This is a genomic window from Burkholderia multivorans ATCC BAA-247 (genome assembly GCF_000959525.1).
GTDB classification, from domain to species: domain Bacteria; phylum Pseudomonadota; class Gammaproteobacteria; order Burkholderiales; family Burkholderiaceae; genus Burkholderia; species Burkholderia multivorans.
On record NZ_CP009831.1, the window covers coordinates 485,843 to 504,698 of the forward strand.

The following is an 18,856-nucleotide window of genomic DNA, read 5'->3' on the forward strand; positions in this document are numbered from 1 at the left end:
AATGGAACAGGCGCTTACGCATCGGCGTCGCGCCATTCGTCGCCTTGCAGCTCGGCGTTGGAGAACGCGACGAGCGCGTCGTAGTGGCGATCGCGGTCCGCGTCGAACAGCCGGCTCGCGATGCCGCGCGCCAGCCGCTCGGCGCCGGCGCTGATCGCGGGAATGTCGCCGGACAGCTTGCCGTGGCTCAGGCTCGCCGCATGGTTGAAGCAGTGGATGCGCGTCACGGCCGGGCACGCACCGGGCTCGCGCTCCTGGAACGCGAATGCGGGGCCCAGATCGGGCGACTCGGCCAGCTCGTCGAGCCAGGTGCCGGGCGCGGGACGATAGCGATCCTTCCAGCGCCGCACGTGCGCAGCGAACGCCGCGAATTCCGTGCGCGTCGTCCAGTCGGAATGGAAACCGGTCGCGAAAATCAGGAAGTCGACGACGTAGCGGCCGCGCGGCGTCGTGACTTCGAGCCCGTCCGCATGCTCGGCAAGCGTCTCGATCGGGCTGCCCGCATGAAAGAAGGCATGCGCGTGGCGCGACACGCGCAGCACGCTGTCGCGCGGCGGCGGCGTCTGGGACGTCAGCGCGTAATGCATGAAGCGCCACTTGCTGGCGTCGTCGAGGTCGGCATAGCCGTGTACGAGGCCCGGGCTGCCGATGCCGGTCAGCTTGTTGATGCGCGGAATGTCCGTGCGGCGGAAAAACAGGTCGACGCGCGCGGCACCGGCCTCGAGCGCGGTGCCCGCGTTGTCGAACGCGGACGCGCCGGCGCCGACGACGCCCACGCGCTTGCCGGCCAGCGCCGCGAAGTCGATCGGCTCCGACGAGTGCGCCCAGCGCGTGCGCGGCGCGCGTTGCGCCACGGGCGGCACGTACGGGCCGCCGAGCCCGTCGCGGCCGGTGGCGAGCACGACGTGGCGCGCGAGCAGCGTCTGCGCCTGACCGCGCGTGTCGAGATCGAGCGCGAGCAGGCCGCCGTCGCGCGGGCGCAGCGCGACGAGCATCGTGTCGTTGCGCACGTTGAGGTCGAGCACGCGCCGATACCAGCGCAGATAGTCCATCCATTGTGTGCGCGGAATCTTGTAGAGCGCGTCCCACGCGTCGCGGCCGTATTGCGCTTCGAACCAGGCGCGGAACGTCAGCGCGGGCAGCCCGAGCGCGGGGCCGGCAAGCTGCTTCGGCGAGCGCAGCGTATCCATGCGCGCGAACGTGACCCACGGGCCTTCGTAGCCGGCCGGCGCGCGATCGATCACGCACTGATTGTCGATGCCGAGCAGCCGCAGTTCGGCGCTGGCCGCGAGCCCCGCCATCCCGCCGCCGACGATCGCGACGTCGAGCACGCGCATGCCGTCGACGTCGCGCGGCGGCACCCACGACGGCGCGGGCAGGTCGAGCCAGCGCAGATCCTCGGCGAGCCGCAATTCGAGTGCGTCGAGTGAGGTCGTCATGCGAATTGCTCGTCCATCGTTTCGTTAGTCGAAAGGCTGCGGAAAGCCGTCATGCGACAACCTCCCGGCGCGTACCGCGCGCCCGCGCCCGTGTGCGCGGGCGGTCGCTGCGAAGCAGCGCATCGTGTGCGGACGCGTCGTGAAAGACCGCATCGTCGAACAACGCGCGCGTCGTGCGATGCAACGCGTTAAGCAGCGCATCGACGGCCGCCGTGCGTGTCTTGCCGGCCGGCGTCGCGACGCCGAACGCGAACGGAATGTCGACGTCGAGCGGCCGCGCGACGACGCCGTCCACCGGCAGCGCGACACCCGTCGCCGGATCGACGATGCCGATCCCGACGCCGGCGCGCGCGGCCATCACCGCGTTGAGCGACGCATTGGTCTCGATGAAGACGCGCGGCTCGACGCGCGCGGCGGCGAATGCCGCGTCGATCCGCTGGCGCAATCGATGGCGGTTCGCGACGGTCACGATGCGGCGGCGCGCGAGATCGCGCAGCGCGATGCGCGGCTTGGCCGCGAGCGCATCGCCGGCGGCCAGTACCGCAACGCAGGGCGTCTGCGCGATCCAATGCACGTCGAGCCCCGCATGCGCCATCGGCAGTGTGACGACGCCGACGTCCGCGGTGCCGGCCAGCACTTCGTGCACGACGTGCTCGGCCGATTCGCTGCGCAACTGGTAGTGCGGTGCGTGCGCGTCGTCGGGCAGCGCCGCGAGCGCGGCCGGCACGATCGTGGCCGCGAGCGCGGGCGTCGCGGCGATGCGTACGGGTTGAGCGATTTCGCTGCCGATTGCGCGGGCGCGCGCGTCGATCGCGCGCAGGCCGATCAGCGAACGCTCGACTTCCTCGTAAAGCAGGAACGCGCGCCGCGTCGGCGTGACACGCGGGCCGTGACGATCGAACAGCGCATAGCCGAGGTCGGCCTCGAGCTCCTGGATCTGCCGCGTGACGGCCGGTTGCGAGCGGCCGAGCAATTCGCCCGCGCCGGTCACGCTGCCGGCCGACATGACGGCGGAAAAAGCCTCGAGTTGATGCAGCTCCATGACGCGTTCCGATGATGCGATTTGCGCATTGTAGGAGCGTGAGCATGCGCAATTCTTATAATGATTTTTGCTATCGACAGCGCGAAAAATGCGAAGGGCACGCGCGTCGTCATCGCCGGCTATGCGCGGATGCGCGTCTCTCGTGCGCACTGCCGCACCGGAAACGGCAGTCGAATCAACACGATGCGTGCGCCTCGTCGCGGCCGCGCGATGCCGCATGCGAAGGCCGGCTTCGAAGCGCACGATGCGCTACGCGTGCGCCGCGATATCGATATGCACAAAACTTCGTTGGATCGTCCGGACCCCGATGGTTTCATGCCCTCACTCTTTTCGAATGACTGACGTTGGGGGATCCATGAAGGTTTCGGGGAACGACGCGCGCGGCGCATGGCGGCGCGTGCTGGGCACGTTGGTGGCGCTTGCGGCGGCCTGGGGCTTGTCGACGGGCGCCGCGCTCGCGGCAGGCGTCTCGGGCGAGCCGGTCGTCGTCGGCGTGAGCGGGCCGCTCACGGGGCAGGACGCGCAATACGGCGAGCAGTGGAAGCGCGGCTTCGACCTCGCACTCGACGAGATCAACGGCAGCGGCGGCATACACGGCCGGCCGCTCGCGATCGACTTCCAGGACAGCCGCAGCGATCCGCGCCAGGCGGTGGCGATCGCGCAGAAGTTCGTCGCCGATCCGCGCGTCGTGATCGAGCTCGGCGATTTTTCGAGCGCGACATCGATGGCCGCGTCGCCGATTTATCAGCGCGCGCAACTGATCCAGTTCGGCTTCACGAATTCGCACCCGGACTTCACGAAGGGCGGCGACTATCTGTGGAGCACCGCGCTGAGCCAGGCCGAGGAACAGCCGCTGCTCGCGCGCTACGCCGTGAAGGAACTCGGCTTCAAACGGATCGCGGTGCTGTATCTGAACACCGACTGGGGCCGCACGAGCAAGGACATCTTTGCGAAGGCCGCGTCGGCACTCGGCGCGCAGGTCGTCGCGGCCGAAGGCTATCAGCCGGCCGAAAAGGATTTCCGTTCGACGCTCGTGCGGATCGGCGAGTCGAAGCCCGATTCGATCGTACTGATCTCGTATTACGCGGACGGCGCGCAGATCGTGCGGCAGGCACGCACGTCGGGCATTGCGCTGCCGATCGCGGCGGTCGGCTCGGTGTATTCGCCGAAGTTCCTCGAACTGGGCGGCACGGCCGTCGACGGCGTCTACACCGAATCGAACTTCTTCCCGGCCGAACCGCGCCCCGAGGTGCAGGCGTTCGTGCAGCGCTATCGCGCGAAATTCCACGCCGATCCCGACTCGTTCGTCGCGCGCGCCTACGACGCATTGATCCTGTCGGCCGAGGTGCTGCGCCGCTACGGCACGACGCGCCAGGCGGCGCACGACGGCTTCGCGAAGATCAGCGACGTGCCGAGCGTGATCTTCGGCAAGGTGCGCTTCGATCCGCAGACGCGCCGCGTCGCGGGCGCGCGCACCGTGTATCTCGTCGTGAAGCAGGGCCGGTGGGCGCTGTGGGACGGCGCCAAGCCGCAGCTCGCGGCGCGCTGAACCGTACCGGACGCATCGCGATGGCATCCTGGCTCGACTACACGCTCAACGGCCTCATCGTCGGCAATATCTACGCGCTGCTCGCCGTCGGGCTCGCGCTGATCTTCGGCGTGTCGCATCTGATCAACTTCGCGCACGGCTCGGTCTATATGGTCGGCGCCTTCATCGGTTGGCTGTGCCTCACGCGCTTCGGGCTGCCGCTGCCGGTCGCGCTCGCGGCGGTCGTCGTCGGCTGCGGCGCGCTGGGCGTCGCGATCGAACGGATCGGACTGCGGCCGTTGCGTCATGCGACGCGCATCGCGCCGCTGCTCGCGACGATCGGCATCAGCTTCATCCTCGACCAGCTCGCGCAGCTCGCGTTCGGCGCGGACCCGCGCGCGGTGCCGACGCCGCTGCCCGACTGGCATCTGCGGCTCGGCGGCGCCACGCTCGGGTCGCTCGATCTGCTGATCGCCGGCATCGGCATCGCGGCGGCCGCACTGCTGTACGGCTTCCTGCGCTTCACGCGGCTCGGCTGGGCCGTGCGCGCGACGGCGCAGGATCGCGACGCGGCGCTGCAGATGGGCGTCGACGTCGACCGCGTGAATCAGACGGTGTTTGCGATCGCATGTGCGCTCGGCGGCGTGAGCGGGCTGCTGGTCGGCATGTACTACAACAGCATCGATCCGGCGATGGGCTTCCAGGCGACGCTGAAGGGCGTCGTCGCGCTGATGATCGGCGGCCTCGGCAACGTGCCGGGCGCGATCGCGGGGAGCCTGCTGCTCGGGCTCGTCGAAAGCTACGGCGTCGCGCTGTTCGGCACGAGCTATCGCGACCTGTTCGCGTTCGGGCTGCTGATCGTGTTCCTCGTCTGGCGGCCGAACGGCTTGTTCAGCGCGAACCGCGCGCTGCCGCCCGAGCCGATGACGGGCACCTTCCTCGCAGCCGCGAAGGCGCTGCGCGTGCCGCGCCCGGCGATCGTCGCGCTGATCGCGCTCGCGGCCGTGCTGCCCTGGCTCGGCGCATCGCCTTATGTCCTGCAGACGCTGACCAACGCGTGGCTCTACGGCCTGCTCGCGCTGAGCCTCACGCTCGTCGCCGGCACGGTCGGGCAGATCTCGCTCGGCCATGCGGCGCTGCTCGTGATCGGCGCGTATGCGTCGGCGTTGCTGTCGTCGGATCTCGGCTGGTCGCCGGCCGTGACGATTCCGTGCGCGGGCGCGATCACGGCCGTGCTCGGGACGCTGCTCGTCTATCCGGCGTTCCGGCTGCGCGGTCACTACGTGTCGATCGCGACGCTCGGCATCGGCGAAGTGGTGAGCCTCGTGATCCTGAACTGGGACGGTCTCACGCGAGGGCCGCTCGGCATCACGGGCATCGCGCCGCTACCGTGGGCATCGACCGCACAGGCCGCGTACTGGTTCACGTTGACCGTGCTGGTCGCGTTCGCACTCGTGCAGGTGCGGCTGCTGCGTTCGCACCTGGGCCGCACGCTGCGCGCGGTGCGCGAGGACGACGTCGCCGCGCGCGCGCACGGGATCGCACCGAACCGCTACAAGGCGATCGCGTTCGCGGTCGGCGGTGTCGCGGCGGGCGTGAGCGGCGGTATTGCGGCACACCTGTACAGCTACATCAATCACCAGACCTTCGATTCGCAGGTGTCGATCCTCGCGCTGACGATGGTGATCCTCGGCGGGCTCGGCAACGTGCTCGGCGGCATCGTGGGCGCGCTCGCGCTGATCGGTCTGCCCGAAATGTTCCGCTGGGCGGCCGACTACCGGATGCTGATCTATGGTCTCGTGCTGCTGCTGCTCGTCCGGTTCCGGCCGCAGGGCTTGCTCGGCACGGTGTGAGGAGGAATGCGATGACCACCACGCAACCGCCCTTGCTCGACGTGCAGGGGTTGACGCGCCGCTTCGACGGCGTCACGGCGCTCGACGGCGCGAGCCTGACGCTTGCCGAAGGCGAGCTGCTGAGCGTGATCGGACCGAACGGCGCGGGCAAGTCGACGCTGTTCAATCTGATCGCGGGCGCGGACCGGCCCGATGCCGGGAGCGTGACGTTCGACGGCCGCGACGTCACGGGCGCGGCGCCCGAACGGCTCGCCGCGCTCGGGCTCGCGCGCACGTTCCAGCATGGCCGCGTGTTCGGCAACCTCAGCGTGCTCGACAACGTCCTGATCGGCGCGCATGCACGACTGCGCGCGGCACGGCCAGGCTGGCCCGTGCTCGGCGCGGCGGCCGAGGTTGTACGCGCGCTGCTGCGCCCGGCGTCGGTGCGGCGCGAGGAAGCGGCGCTGCGCGACGAGGCGCGCGAGATCGTCGCCGGGTTCGGCGAGCGGCTCACGCCGCGCATCGATCATCCCGCGCACAGCCTGTCGTATGCGAACCGGCGGCGCGTCGAGATCGGCCGCGCGCTCGCGCTGCATCCGCGCCTGCTGCTGCTCGACGAACCGACGGCCGGAATGAACGAGACCGAGACCGCGGAGATGCTCGAGCTGATCCGCTCGCTAAAGGCGCGCGGCCTGACGATCCTGCTGATCGAGCACAAGCTCGAACTCGTGATGCGCGTGTCCGATCGCGTGATGGTGCTCGACAACGGCGTGAAGATCGCCGAAGGCGCACCGCGCGACGTGCGCCACGATCCGCGCGTGATCGAAGCCTATCTCGGCCGCCGCCACGCGGGCGGTGCACCGGCGGTTCGAGCGGCGCAGGCGGCCGCATGAGCGCGCTTTCTTCGGGATCCGATACGACCATGACCGACGCCTTGCTGAAACTCGAACATCTCGACACGTTCTATGGACCGGTGCAGGTGCATTTCGACGTGAACGTTGCGGTCGGCCGCGGGCAGATCGTCAGCCTGCTCGGCGGCAACGCGAGCGGCAAGTCGACGACGATGAAGCTGATTCTCGGACTGATGCGGCCGCGCCGCGGCGTCGTGCGCTTCGACGGCGACGACGTGACGGGCCTCGCGACGCCGCAGCGCGTGCGACGCGGCATCGCCGCGGTGCCGGAGGCGCGGCGGCTGTTCGGCGACATGAGCGTGCGCGAGAACCTGCTGATGGGCGCGTACACGCGCGGCGATCGCGCGGCGGTGGCCGACGACTACGAACGCGTGCTCGACCTGTTTCCGCGCGTGCGCGAACGGCTCGCGCAGCGCGCCGGCACGCTGTCGGGCGGCGAGCAGCAGATGCTCGCGATGGCGCGCGCGCTGATGGCGCGGCCGAAGCTGATCTGCATGGACGAGCCGACGATGGGGCTGTCGCCGCTCTACGTCGACAAGGTGCTCGAACTGATCGATACGATCAACCGGCAGGGCGTGACGGTGTTCATGGTCGAACAGAACGCGAGCCTCGCGCTGGAAATCGCGCACTACGGCTACGTGCTGCAGACCGGGCGCGTCGTACTCGAAGGCGCGGCCAGGACGCTGCTCGACGACGAGCGTGTGCGCGATGCCTATCTGGGCGGCGAGGCAGTGACGGCGTGAGCGCGGTGCGCGCCGGCGTCGACACATCGTGCCGCGTGTTCAGCGCGTTCAATGCCCGGACGTATGACGAATGGAATCGACCGGCGATGCACAACCGCGACGATCGTCGATTCGCGAGTAGACGCTAGCCCGTTCGCGCCGCCTTCGGAAACGTCAGCACGACCGCAAACCCGCCCGCATCCGGAAACGCGAACCCGACGCGCCCGCCGTGCGCCTTCATCACTTCCTGCACGATCGCGAGACCGAGCCCCGAGCCCGTGCGGCGCTCCGTCCCATCCGGCGCGATCCGCACGAACGGCTGCAATGCCGCATCCCAATGCTCGCGCGGAATGCCGCGCCCGTTGTCGGTGACGGTCAGCGTCACCGCATCGTCGGCATGGCCGGACGTCGCGACCGACACGACGATGTCGTCCGCATGGCCGTGCAGCAGCGCGTTGTGCAGCACGTTCGACAGCGCTTCCTGCAGGCTGATCGCATCGCCGTCGATCCAGGCGTGCGGCGCGTCGCTCGCGAATGCGACGGCGACGTCGCGCGCGTCGGCGAGCGGAATCGCGCGGCCGAGCACGTCCTTCGCGAGCGCGACGAGATCGACCGGCTGCAGCGGCACGGCCTCGGTGCGATGGATCACCATCGCGTGATTGAGCAGCTGCCCGGTGAGCCGGCCGACATCGGCGCAGGTCGCGCGCAACGCATCGAGCCGTGCCGCATGACGCGCGGGATCGTCGTCGCCGTCTAGCAGTTCGATCTGCGCATCGAGCCGCGCGAGCGGCGTGCGCATCTGGTGCGCGGCGTCGGCGATGAAGCGCTGCATCGCGTTGATGCGCTCGGCGAGCCGGCGCATCAGCCCGTTGATCGCGCCGATGATCGCGTCGATCTCGCTCGGCGTATCGACGGCCACCGGCCGCAAATCCGCCGGATCGCGCGCCGCGATGATCGCGCCGATCTGCGCGAGCGGGCGCAGCCCGCGTCGGATCGCCAGCCCGCTTGCGCCGATCGCGAGCACGCTCATCAGCAGGATCAGCGTCCACACCTTGATGCTCATCTCGTTCGTGAGCTGCTGCCGTGCATTGGTTGTCTGCGCAACGGTCACGAGCGCCCAGCCCGGCGTGCTTTCTTCCGGCATGTAGCGCGCGATGGTCGCCGTGCGGATCCGGTGCCCGTGATAGACGGCGTTCGTGAACGCCGGCCCCTGTTTCGCGGCCGCGAGCGTCGCGGAGCTCGCCAGATCGTTGTAGCCGGCCACGACGACGCCGCGCGAATCGACGACCTTGTAGTAGACGAGGTCGTAGCGCGACAGCGTCGACAGCGCGGCGACCGGCGGATTCAGCGCGAGCACGCCGCCCTGCACGTAAAGATTCTCCGCGACCTGGATCGACGCGCCGGCGAGCAGCTGATCGTAGGCACGCTCGGCCGCGACGCCCGCGTAGTAGCGCGCGATGGCGGCGAGCGCGAGTGCGCCGGTCGCGACGACGAGCGCGATGAACAGCAGCGTGCGCCCGAACAGCGTCTTCGGGAACCAGTCAGTGCGCGGCAATCTGATACCCCATCCCGCGCGCGGTGCGGATCTCGACCGAGCTGCCGTGCAGCTTTTTGCGCACGCGCGTCACATACTGCTCGACCGCGTTCGCGCTCGGCTCGTTGCCGAAACTGAACAGCTGATTCAGCAGTTCGTCCTTCGAGAAGATCCGCTGCGGGCGGCTCGCGAGAATCTCGAGCAGCGCGAACTCCTGGCGCGACAGCGAGAGCGGCTTGCCGTCGAGTTCCGCGAGGCGGCTGCTGCGGTCGATCACGAGGCCGCCGAGCGTCAGCACGTCGCTCGCATGGCCGCTGTTGCGGCGTAGCAGTGCCTGCACGCGCGCGTCGAGCTCGCGGTAGTCGAACGGCTTCACCAGATAGTCGTCGGCGCCGAGGCCGAGACCGCTGACGCGATCGTCGATCGCCGAACGCGCGGTGACGAGCAGCACCGGCGTCGTGCTGCCCGCCGCGCGCAGGTTGCGCAGCACCGCGAAGCCGTCGAGGCCGGGCAGGTTGGCGTCGAGTACGACGAGGTCGAAGCGCTCGACGCGCAGCAGGCTGTTCGCGGTCGAGCCGTCGGTTTCGAGATCGACGGCATGGCCGAGCCGCGCGAGGCGGCTGCGGATCGCCGCGCCGATCTCCGCATCGTCCTCCACGACGAGAATGCGCATGGTGCCGTTTGCAGGTAGGGGTTACGGGTTTTCCCGAGGCCGGGATGTCAGCATTTTCTCAGACTCGCTCGATAACCTGTGTCGAGCCGTAGCATGAAGACGGCATTAATACCAGAGGAGACGCCAACATGCAGCAGGTCACGAGCACGACGAACGCACGGCGCGGCACGCCGCCGCCTGCGGATCGCCGCGCGAGGGTGTGCGCATGACGTCGCGCCCGCGCCGCCGCGCGTTGATCGCGGCCGGCCTCGGCATGCTGGGCGCGCTCGGCGCGCCGTCGCTCGTGCGCGCGAAGCCGCGCACGGTGCGGATCTCGAAAGGCTATGGCGTGCTGTATCTGCCGCTGCTCGTGATGGAGAAGCAGCGGCTGTTCGAGCGGCACGCGGCGCGGCACGGAATGCGCGACGTCGCGGTCGACTGGGTGCTGCTCGACGGCGGCAACTCGGTCAACGACGCGATGATGGCCGGCACGCTCGATTTCGCGGGCGCCGGCGCGCCGGGTTTCATCGAGCTGTGGGCGCGCGCCCGCGGGATTCCGAACGTCGAAGTGATCGGCATCAGCGGGTTGTCGACGACGTCCCTGTCGCTGAACGCAAACCGCCCGGGCCTCACGTCGCTGCGCGACTTCACGCGGTCCGACCGGATCGCGGTGCCGGGCATCCGCACGTCGCTGTCGGCGGTCGTGCTGCAGATGGTCGCGAGCCGCCAGCTCGGCGCCGCGCATTTCGCGCAGCTCGATTCGATCACGGTGAACCTGCCGCATCCGCAGGCGATGCAGGCGCTGATCCGCCGCGAGAACGGCGTGACCGCGCACTTCACGTCGCCGCCGTTCTCGACGCTCGAGCTGCTGCAGCCGGGCATTCATCGCGTCGTGAATTCGGTCGACGTCCTGGGCCCGATGACGCTCGACGTCGTGTTCGCGCCGAAGCGGCTCGTCGACGCGGAACCGGCGCTCGCCACGGCGTTTCTCGGCGCGCTCGACGAAGCGAACCGGCTGATCGCACGGGACCCGCGTGCGGCGGCGGCGCTCTATGCGGCGGCGTCGGGCGTCGGCGTGTCGCACGACGACGTGATGCAGATGCTCGCCGCGCCGGAGACGCGCTTCTCGGTCCGCCCGAATCAGCTGATGGACTACGTCGACTTCCTCTACCTCGCCGGCACGATCAAGGCGAAGCCGCGCGCGTGGCACGAGATGTTCGCGCCGATGCTCGACGACTACCGGTCCGGCTGAGCGAAGCCGGCCATTCCCGTCATGCCGCGATCGCGCCCGTCGCGCGCGGCGCACCGCATTTCAACGATACGCAACCGTTTCACGGAGGTACCTGCAGTGAATTCCACCGCCTATCCGGACGCCGCGTCCGCTGACGAACAGCGCATCATGTCGAAGATGGCGCGGCGCCTGCTGCCCATACTCGTCGTGATGTTCCTGATCGCGTTCATCGACCGGCAGAACGTCGGTTTCGCGAAACTGCAGATGGTGCACAGCCTCGGGCTGACGGAGGCCGCGTTCGGGCTCGCGTCGTCGCTGTTCTTCATCGGCTATCTGCTGTTCGAAGTGCCGAGCACGCTCGCGCTGCATCGCTACGGCGCGCGCGTCTGGCTCGCGCGCATCATGCTGACGTGGGGGCTCATCACGGTGCTGATGGGCTTCACGACCTCGATGCCCGCGTTCTGCGCGCTGCGCTTTCTGCTCGGCATCGCCGAGGCCGGGTTCTATCCGGGCGTCATCTACTATCTGACGCTGTGGTTTCCGCAGAGCTATCGCGCGAAGGTGCTCGGCATCTTCACGCTCGGCAGCGCGCTCGCGAACATGCTCGGGTCGCTGGTCGGCGGCGTGCTGCTGAGCCTGAACGGCGTGTGGGGCCTCGCCGGCTGGCAATGGGTGTTCGTCGCGACCGGTATTCCGGCCGTGCTCGTCGCGATCGTCGTGTTCCGCGTGCTGCCGGCGTCGTTCCGCGAGGCGCGTTTCCTCGACGAACGCGAAAAGCAGATCGTCGCGGCCGCGCTCGAGCGCGAAAAACCCGCGCAGGCCGAGCATGCGCAGCCGTGGAAGGCGCTGCTCGATCCGCGCGTGATGCTGTTCGCGGCGACCTACATGCTGATGTCGACGTCGCTCTACGGCGTCACGTACTGGCTGCCGACGCTCGTGAAGTCGTTCGGCGTGTCGAGCAGCACGAACGGCTTGCTGAGCATGCTGCCGTGGGCGCTCGCGGTGCTGCTGCTGTTGTGGCTGCCGGCGAAGCTGCGCCGCGCGAAGAGCATTCTGCGCACGATCTCGATCGTCGCGGCGCTCGGCGCGCTCGGCTTCCTGCTGAGTCTCGTGCTGCCGTCGACGCCGCTGCGCTTCGTCGCGCTCGTGCTCGGCGGCGCCTGCATTCCGCTGCTGTATCCGTGCTTCTGGTCGATGCCGCCGCGCTACTTCACCGGCGCGCGCGCAGCGGCGAGCGTCGCGGCGATCAATTCGATCGGCAACCTCGGCGGTTTCTTCAGCCAGAACCTGATGCCGTTCGCCGGCAAGGTGACGGGCACCGCATTCGGCCCGATGATCGTGCCGATCGTGTGCCTCGCCGTGCTCGGCATCGGCGCGCTCGTCGCGTGGACGCGTAGCGAGCGCGCGATGGTCGCGGCCGGCGCATGAGTGCATCGCCGCACCGCCGGGCGCGATGCCTGAGCCGGTGTGCGCCGGCGCGCAAGCGGTGCGCGCAACGATCGACGCGCGTGACGGCGATGCGCTGACGAACGGCGCCGCGCGCGATGCGCAGGCTTGCCGCGCTGCGCTGCGCTGCGACACGCCGCGCGGCCGTGCCGCAGGCATTCCCCGCACATGCGCGATTGCTGCGATGCAGCGGCTTGTGCGCCGCCCTACGCATCGCGCCTGGCGCCTCGCGAACGCCCCCGATTCGGGACTACACTGGTGCAGGATACGGCCGCGCCACCAGGAGAGTTCGCGATGATCGATCTTGCCGACGTACTGTCGTCCGCGCTGCCTGACGCAATCGCATGGGCCGAAGCGCAGGCCGCGCGCGGCCTCGTGGACGGCGCGGCGCTGACGCGGCCGCAGCTCGACGATGCGCGCGCGGTGGGCGTCGCGCGGCCCGAACGGATCCGCATCGCGACGGTCGAGCGCATGCCGTTTCCCGACACGCCGGCGCTCGCGGCGCTCGCACGCGACACGGGGTTGCTGCCGCCCGGCACGATCGGCCTGACGCTCGGCCACGCGGTGTTCGTGCTGCGCGGGCACGGCACGCGGCGGCTGCTCACGCACGAGTTCCGGCACGTCCATCAGTACGAGGCGGCCGGATCGATCGGTGCGTTTCTCGCGCGCTATCTGCACGAGATCGCGACGGTCGGCTACGGCGACGCGCCGCTCGAGGCCGATGCGCGCCGGCATGAGCGCGACTGACGCGCGCGGCCCGACCGGCGGCGCGCGGGCGCGGATCCGGTTCTCCTTTCCCTTTGCCCGGCGCTGCGCGTGCGAACGGCGGCACGCCGCGTCGCGGTGCGGGAGCGCGCGATGAGCGCCGCCATTCACGCCTGGCTTGCCGAGATCGGTGCGCATCCGGCCCTCGCGCTCGCGATCGTGTTCGCAACCGCATGCGCGGAGGCGATCGCGCTGATCGGCACGGTCGTGCCGGCCGGCGCCGTGATGTTTGCGGCCGGCGCGCTCGCGGGCGCGGGCGCGCTCGATCCGTGGACGACGATCGGTGTGGCGGCCGTCGGCGCGATCGTCGGCGACGGGATCAGCTACGAACTCGGGCGGCACTACGGCGGAATGATCCGCAACGGCTGGGCGCGCTTCGGGCATGCGGCCGTCTACGCGCGCGGCGAGCAGTTCGTGCTGCGTCACGGGACGAAGAGCATCGTGCTCGCGCGTTTTCTCGCGCCGGTGCGCGCGGTCGTGCCGGTCGTGGTCGGCTGCGCGACGCTGCCGCGCCGGTCGTTCTATCCGGTCAACATCGTGTCGGCGCTGATATGGGCGCCCGTGCATATCGCGCCGGGGATGCTGTTTGGTGCGTCGGCCGCGCTTGCCGCCGCGCTCAGCGTGCGCATCGCGGCGATCCTGCTCGTCGTCGCCGCGCTCGTGCTCGGCGTCTGGTACGGCGTGCGCCTGCTGCTGCGGCGCGGCTGGCCGCTGCTGCACGCGGCGTTCGCCGCTGCGCTGCATGCGTGCGTGCGTCACTGGCCGCGGTTCGGCGCGCGGTTGCACGACAGCCTCGTGCATCTGCGCCGGCTGCCGGGCGCCGTGCCGGTGCTCGCGCTGCTGTTCGTCGCGAGCGTATGGCTGTTCGGCCGGATCGTGCAGGACGTCGTCGCGAACGCGCCGCTGATGCATGCCGACGTCGCGCTGTATGCGTTCCTGCAGAACCTGCGCACGCCGCCGGTCGACGCCGCGATGCGCGCGCTCGTCGTGCTGCACGGCCGCGACGCGGGACTCATCGTGTCGGCCGCGTTTCTCGCGTGGCTCGCGATTCACCGCTGCTGGGCGAGCGCGGCATGGTGGCTCGCGACGGTCGGTATCGCGGTCGTGCTCGTGCCCGCGTTCGGCGTCGTGCCGCCGGGGGCGACGCCGGCGGCGCTGCCGCCCGGTGCGGCGCACATGCCGCTGCCCGATGCCGACGCGGCGTTCGCGATCCTCGCGAGCAGCGGGATCGGCTGGCTGCTCGCGCGCGACCGGCCCGCGCGCTGGCGCACGCCGGTCGTGACGGCGGTCGTGCTGTGGATCGTGCTCGGCGGCTTCGCGCGGCTCTACGTCGGCGATACGTGGCTGTCGGGGCTGGTCGGCGGCTGGAGCCTCGGGCTTGCGTGGTTCGCGCTGCTGGCCGGCGCGCATGCGTACTGGCGCGTGCGCGAGCACGTGCAGCCGGTCGGCGCGACCGTCGCGCTCGCGGTCGTGCTCGCGACGGTCGGCGTGTGGCTGGTTCCGGCGCAATGGGACGCCGATCGCGCCGCGCGTCCGCATGCGGGCGACGTCGTCGCGATGACGGTCGACCAGTGGATGCGCGGCGGCTGGCAGCGCGTGCCGACGCGCCGCACCGAGATCGGGGGCGATCGCGAGGAATACTTGCCGCTGCAGTGGTGCGCGACGTCCGACATGCTGGACCGCCATCTCGCGCAGGCCGGCTGGCAGCGCGCGACGCCGTGGACGCTGCAGACGGCGCTGCGCTGGCTCATGCCGCAGGGGCCGGCCGAGTCGCTGCCGGTGCTGCCACGCTACACGCACGGCGAGAGCACGCGGCGCGTGTTCGTGCGCGCGGATCCGGCGCACGCGGATAGCCGTCTCGTGCTGCGGCTGTGGCGCTATCCGTACGCGCTGTCGGATGCGCGCGGCACGCGCGCGCTGTGGTACGGCGCGCTCTATCGCGAGGCGCTGCATCGGCCTGCCCGGCTGATGACGGTCGTGCGCTCGACGCCGATCGACGATGCGCGGACGCTCGCGCAAACGCTCGCGATCGATCCGACGATCGTGCATGCGCCGCGCGGGCTGGCGGCCGCGCCGGGCGGTGTGCTGCTCGTGTGGTCGGCCGTGCCTTGAACGTGCCTGATGGCCCGGCGGATGACGGGGCGCTCAGGTTGATGTGTGCACGGTGTCGATGGGATGCATTGTGCGGCGCGCGCGCCGTGCAAATAAAAACGAGCGGCGGCTTTTCGATGCGCGGCGATGCTGCCGCAAGCAGGCAAGCAGGCAAGCAAGCGCCCAAGGGCGTCGCCATCCGTGGCCTGCAGTCCCGAACACGGCGCACCGGCACGCGCGTGCCGCGCGCGTTTCTGGCACCATCCGGTGATGTCGGCGGCGGCGCGTAACGCGGCGTCGCCCGTTCGCCGTCCGATCCCTTCTCTCGAGGACCCGCATGATCACGCTTCGCCCGATGACCGAAGACGACTTCGCGCGTTTCTGGCCGACCTACCGCGCGGTGGTCGCCGCGCAGGAAACGTACGCGCTCGATCCCGCGCCGACGTTCGACGCCGCGCGCGCGCTCTGGCTCGACGCGCCGCTTTGCACGTGGGTCGCCGAAGAGGACGGCGTGCTGCTCGGTTCGTATTACCTGAAGGCGAACGCGGCGGGGCCCGGCAATCACGTGTGCAACTGCGGATATATGGTCGGCGAGGCCGCGCGCGGACGCGGCGTCGCGCGCCTGATGTGCGAGCACTCGCAGCAGGTCGCACGCGAGCGCGGCTTTCTCGCGATGCAGTTCAATTCGGTCGTCGCGACGAACGAAGTCGCGGTTGCGCTGTGGCAGAAGCTCGGCTTCGAAATCGTCGGGCGGCTGCCGCGCGCGTACCGCCATGCGCGGTTCGGCTTCGTCGACTGCCTCGTGATGTTCAAGTGGCTCGGCGGCGACGCGCAGGCATGAAGCCGCCGCGCCGTTCGACCACGCACGGCGACGCGCCCACGCACGCCGCTGCGCCGGCGCCCGATGCATCGGCACACGCGGCGGACCGCAGCCGCATCGCCGCGTGGCGGCTCGCGATCGGCCTGTCGCTCGGCAGCGCGATCGCGCTCGGTCTCGCGCGCTTCTCGTATGCGCTGCTGCTGCCGCCGATGAAGGCCGATCTCGGCTGGAGCTTCGCGCAGGCCGGCGCGCTGAACACCGCGAACGCGGCCGGCTATCTGTTCGGCGCGCTCGCGTTTCCGTGGCTGTCGCGCCGCTGGCGCGCCGGCACGCTGCTCGCGGCGGGGTGCGTGCTGACCGCGTGTCTGATGGCCGCGTGCGGCGTCACGGTCGGCATGCAGGCACTGCTCGTGCAGCGGCTCGCGACCGGCATCGGCAGTGCGCTGATCTTCGTCAGCGGCGGCGTGCTGGCCGCGCGTCTCGCGTCGGCGTCGCCGCGCGATGCGGGGCTGCTGCTCGGCCTCTATTACGGCGGAACGGGCTGGGGCATCGTCGCATCGTCGCTGCTCGTGCCGGCGACGCTCGCGCATCGCGTGCACGGCTGGCAGCCGGCGTGGTTCGCGCTGGCGCTCGCGTGCGTGCTCTGCGCAGCGATCGCGGTGTCGGCCGCGCGCCGCATCGAGCGCGGACATCGTCCGCCGCCCGCGCGCGTCGACGATGCAGCGGCCGCCCAGGCGAGCCCCGCGCGCTTCGCGTTGGCGCTCGGCGGCTACGGGCTGTTCGGCGTCGGCTACATCGGCTACATGACGTTCATCGTCGCGCTGCTGCGCGATGCGGGGATGAGCGGCACGGTCGTGTCCGCGTTCTACGTGATGCTCGGCGTCGCGACGATCGTCTCGGCGCGGCTGTGGTCGGGGCTGCTCGACCGCATGCGGGGCGGGCAGGCGCTCGCGGTGCTCAACGCACTGCTCGGCATCGCGACGCTGATGCCGGCGCTGATCGTGCATCCGGCCGCGGCGTTCGTGTCGGGCGTACTGTTCGGCGCGACGTTCCTGTCGGCGGTCGCGTCGACGACCGCCTTCGTGCGGCACAACCTGCCGCCGGACGGCTGGCCGAAAGGCATCAGCGCATTTACGACGATCTTCGCGTTCGGGCAGATCGCGGGTCCGGTCGCGATCGGCTGGGTGTCGGACAGCGCGGGGCTCGCGCGCGGGCTCGTGTATTCGGCGCTGACGCTGTTCGCCGGCGCGGCGCTGGCGGCGGGGCAGCGCGCGCTGCGGCGCGCCGCGTAACAAGCGCACGCGGCGCCGTCAGCGCACGCAGGCGCCGCGCGACACGCGGTGAAACGCGCGGCCGAAGTAGATGAGGCTGTCGCCGTCGTCGCGCACGCGGATCGACGTCGCCTCGATGAACATCACCGAATGCGAGCCGACCGTCTGCATCCCGGCGATCGTTCCTTGCAGGCTCGCCAGCGCGTCGCGCAGCACCGGCACGTCGTGCGCGCCGCGGTCCCAGACGGGCAGCGCGAAGCGCCGCTCCATCGGCAGCTCGGTGAGGCCCGCGAAATGCCGGGCGAGCATTTCGTGTTCGGCCGGCAGCACGTTGATGCACACATGGCGATTGCGTTCGAAGATCGCGTGCATCGCGCTCGCACGGTTCAGGCAGACGAGCACGGTCGGCGGCGTATCCGTGACCGAACAGACGGCGCTCGCGGTGATGCCGCAGCGGCCGTGCGGGCCGGCGGTCGTGATCACGTTGACGGCCGCGCCGAGATGGGCCATCGCGTGCCGGAACGCCTTCTGCGCGTCGGAAGGCTCGGCGTGCACCGCGGGGGCGGAACCGATGGTCGGGGACGTGGCGGACATGAGTGCTCCTCATCGAATGAAGTCGGCGATTCGCCGGACAGGATCGAGCGTACGTCGAGAAAAGGCGGACGGACATTCGCACGATTGACGCACGACATGGCGTTCCCGCCAACCGCGCTAAAGGTTCTACCTAGTCGCGCCGCGCAGCGTTCGAAAAAAGGTGCGACACGGCACGCACGCGCGGCACGCAGGGGTTTTCAGCGTATTTTCGGCTCGCTATGATGTGCCGCACGTGTGCTGCGCCCGACGTGCGCACGTGCGCCATCGCCGATGTACGGCGCGCAATTATCCCCAATCTTGCGAGACACCCCGATGACGTCACCCGCTCCGATCGTATATATCGTCGACGACGACGGCGGCATGCGGACCTCGCTCGCATGGCTGCTCGAATCGGTCGGCATCGCGTCGGAAGGATTCGCGAACGCGGCGGATTTTCTCGCGCGCTTCGATCCGAACCTGCCCGCGTGCCTCGTGCTCGACGTGCGGATGCCGGAAAAGAGCGGGTTCGACGTGCAGGCCGAGCTGAACGCACGCGGTGCGACGCTGCCGGTGATCTTCGTCAGCGGGCACGGCGACATTCCGATGTCGGTGCGCGCGCTGCAGAACGGCGCGATCGATTTCGTCGAGAAGCCGTACAACTCGCAGCAGATGCTCGAACGCGTGCAGCGCGCGCTGCGCCTCGCGCAGCAGCGGCATGCGGCCGACCAGCGCCACCGCGAACTGCGCGAGCGGCTCGCGGCGCTGACCGCGCGCGAGAAGGAAGTGCTGCGGGGCGTCGTCGACGGCAAGGGTAGCAAGCAGATCGCGTCGGATCTGTCGATCAGCGTGAAGACCGTCGACGTGCATCGCGCGAGCATCAAGGAGAAGCTCGGCGCGACCTCGATCGCCGCACTCGTGCGCGACGTGATGGTCGTCTGGGGCGACGAACGCGAGCGGCCGCGATAGCGGCCGACGAAACGGCTGCGGCCCGCGGCGCGG

At 70.1% G+C, this 18,856-nt stretch carries 16 protein-coding genes; 11 read left to right on the forward strand and 5 right to left on the reverse strand.

The features are described from left to right. Nucleotides 1-14: 14 nt before the first annotated feature. Complete coding sequence (locus NP80_RS04440) at nucleotides 15-1,439, reverse strand: NAD(P)-binding domain-containing protein (RefSeq protein WP_006408816.1); 1,425 nt, start codon at nucleotides 1,437-1,439, stop codon at nucleotides 15-17. Nucleotides 1,440-1,488: 49 nt separating this feature from the next. Next, nucleotides 1,489-2,481, reverse strand: a complete 993-nt coding sequence (locus tag NP80_RS04445; RefSeq protein ID WP_006408825.1) for a LysR family transcriptional regulator — start codon at nucleotides 2,479-2,481, stop codon at nucleotides 1,489-1,491. Between the two features lie 355 nt (nucleotides 2,482-2,836). Between NP80_RS04445 and NP80_RS04455 the strand changes: the two genes are divergently transcribed. The 4 genes from NP80_RS04455 to NP80_RS04470 are packed head-to-tail and all read left to right on the forward strand — an operon-like array spanning nucleotide 2,837 to nucleotide 7,495. Continuing rightward, complete coding sequence (locus NP80_RS04455; protein WP_006408818.1) at nucleotides 2,837-4,030, forward strand: ABC transporter substrate-binding protein; 1,194 nt, start codon at nucleotides 2,837-2,839, stop codon at nucleotides 4,028-4,030. A 20-nt stretch (nucleotides 4,031-4,050) separates the two neighbouring features. After that, nucleotides 4,051-5,862, forward strand: coding sequence for an ABC transporter permease (locus NP80_RS04460; protein WP_006408811.1), 1,812 nt, complete (start codon nucleotides 4,051-4,053; stop codon nucleotides 5,860-5,862). An 11-nt stretch (nucleotides 5,863-5,873) separates the two neighbouring features. Next, nucleotides 5,874-6,734 (forward strand): ABC transporter ATP-binding protein, encoded by an 861-nt coding sequence (locus NP80_RS04465; RefSeq protein WP_035945743.1) that lies wholly within the window; start codon nucleotides 5,874-5,876, stop codon nucleotides 6,732-6,734. Then, nucleotides 6,731-7,495 carry an ABC transporter ATP-binding protein gene (locus tag NP80_RS04470; protein WP_006404373.1) on the forward strand — a complete coding sequence of 255 codons (765 nt, stop codon included), beginning with the start codon at nucleotides 6,731-6,733 and terminating at the stop codon, nucleotides 7,493-7,495. The genes NP80_RS04465 and NP80_RS04470 overlap by 4 nt, the downstream gene beginning before the upstream one ends. 124 nt (nucleotides 7,496-7,619) lie before the next feature. Here NP80_RS04470 and NP80_RS04475 read toward each other — a convergent pair whose 3' ends face one another. Further along, entirely contained in the window at nucleotides 7,620-9,029 is a 1,410-nt protein-coding gene (locus tag NP80_RS04475) for a sensor histidine kinase (protein ID WP_006408820.1), read from the reverse strand. Next, nucleotides 9,016-9,681, reverse strand: a complete 666-nt coding sequence (locus NP80_RS04480) for a response regulator transcription factor (RefSeq protein ID WP_006404370.1) — start codon at nucleotides 9,679-9,681, stop codon at nucleotides 9,016-9,018. Before NP80_RS04480 ends, NP80_RS04475 begins: the two co-directional genes overlap by 14 nt. Nucleotides 9,682-9,886: 205 nt before the next feature. On the opposite strand from NP80_RS04480, the gene NP80_RS04485 reads away from it, so the two are divergent. From NP80_RS04485 to NP80_RS04510, 6 genes are all read left to right on the forward strand, one after another. Next, a complete protein-coding gene (locus NP80_RS04485; protein WP_006408824.1) occupies nucleotides 9,887-10,912 on the forward strand; it encodes an ABC transporter substrate-binding protein in 1,026 nt (341 codons plus the stop codon). 147 nt (nucleotides 10,913-11,059) lie between these two features. Beyond that, complete coding sequence (locus NP80_RS04490) at nucleotides 11,060-12,319, forward strand: MFS transporter (RefSeq protein ID WP_105774493.1); 1,260 nt, start codon at nucleotides 11,060-11,062, stop codon at nucleotides 12,317-12,319. 312 nt (nucleotides 12,320-12,631) lie between these two features. After that, entirely contained in the window at nucleotides 12,632-13,084 is a 453-nt protein-coding gene (locus NP80_RS04495) for a hypothetical protein (RefSeq protein WP_006408819.1), read from the forward strand. Between the two features lie 111 nt (nucleotides 13,085-13,195). Next, entirely contained in the window at nucleotides 13,196-15,214 is a 2,019-nt protein-coding gene (locus NP80_RS04500) for an LssY C-terminal domain-containing protein (protein WP_035947271.1), read from the forward strand. A 316-nt stretch (nucleotides 15,215-15,530) separates the two neighbouring features. Beyond that, nucleotides 15,531-16,034: a GNAT family N-acetyltransferase gene (locus NP80_RS04505; protein WP_006404363.1), complete on the forward strand. Its 504-nt coding sequence runs from the start codon at nucleotides 15,531-15,533 to the stop codon at nucleotides 16,032-16,034. Next, on the forward strand, nucleotides 16,031-17,305 hold the full coding sequence (locus NP80_RS04510) for a YbfB/YjiJ family MFS transporter (RefSeq protein WP_006410564.1): 1,275 nt from the start codon (nucleotides 16,031-16,033) through the stop codon (nucleotides 17,303-17,305). The genes NP80_RS04505 and NP80_RS04510 overlap by 4 nt, the downstream gene beginning before the upstream one ends. A gap of 18 nt (nucleotides 17,306-17,323) precedes the next feature. Here the strand turns inward: NP80_RS04510 and hpaC are convergent, their stop codons facing one another. Continuing rightward, nucleotides 17,324-17,878, reverse strand: coding sequence for a 4-hydroxyphenylacetate 3-monooxygenase, reductase component (gene hpaC / locus NP80_RS04515; RefSeq protein WP_006410567.1), 555 nt, complete (start codon nucleotides 17,876-17,878; stop codon nucleotides 17,324-17,326). Between the two features lie 312 nt (nucleotides 17,879-18,190). Here hpaC and NP80_RS04520 point away from each other — a divergent pair, with 312 nt between their 5' ends. Then, on the forward strand, nucleotides 18,191-18,823 hold the full coding sequence (locus tag NP80_RS04520; protein WP_006410569.1) for a response regulator transcription factor: 633 nt from the start codon (nucleotides 18,191-18,193) through the stop codon (nucleotides 18,821-18,823). Nucleotides 18,824-18,856: the final 33 nt, after the last annotated feature.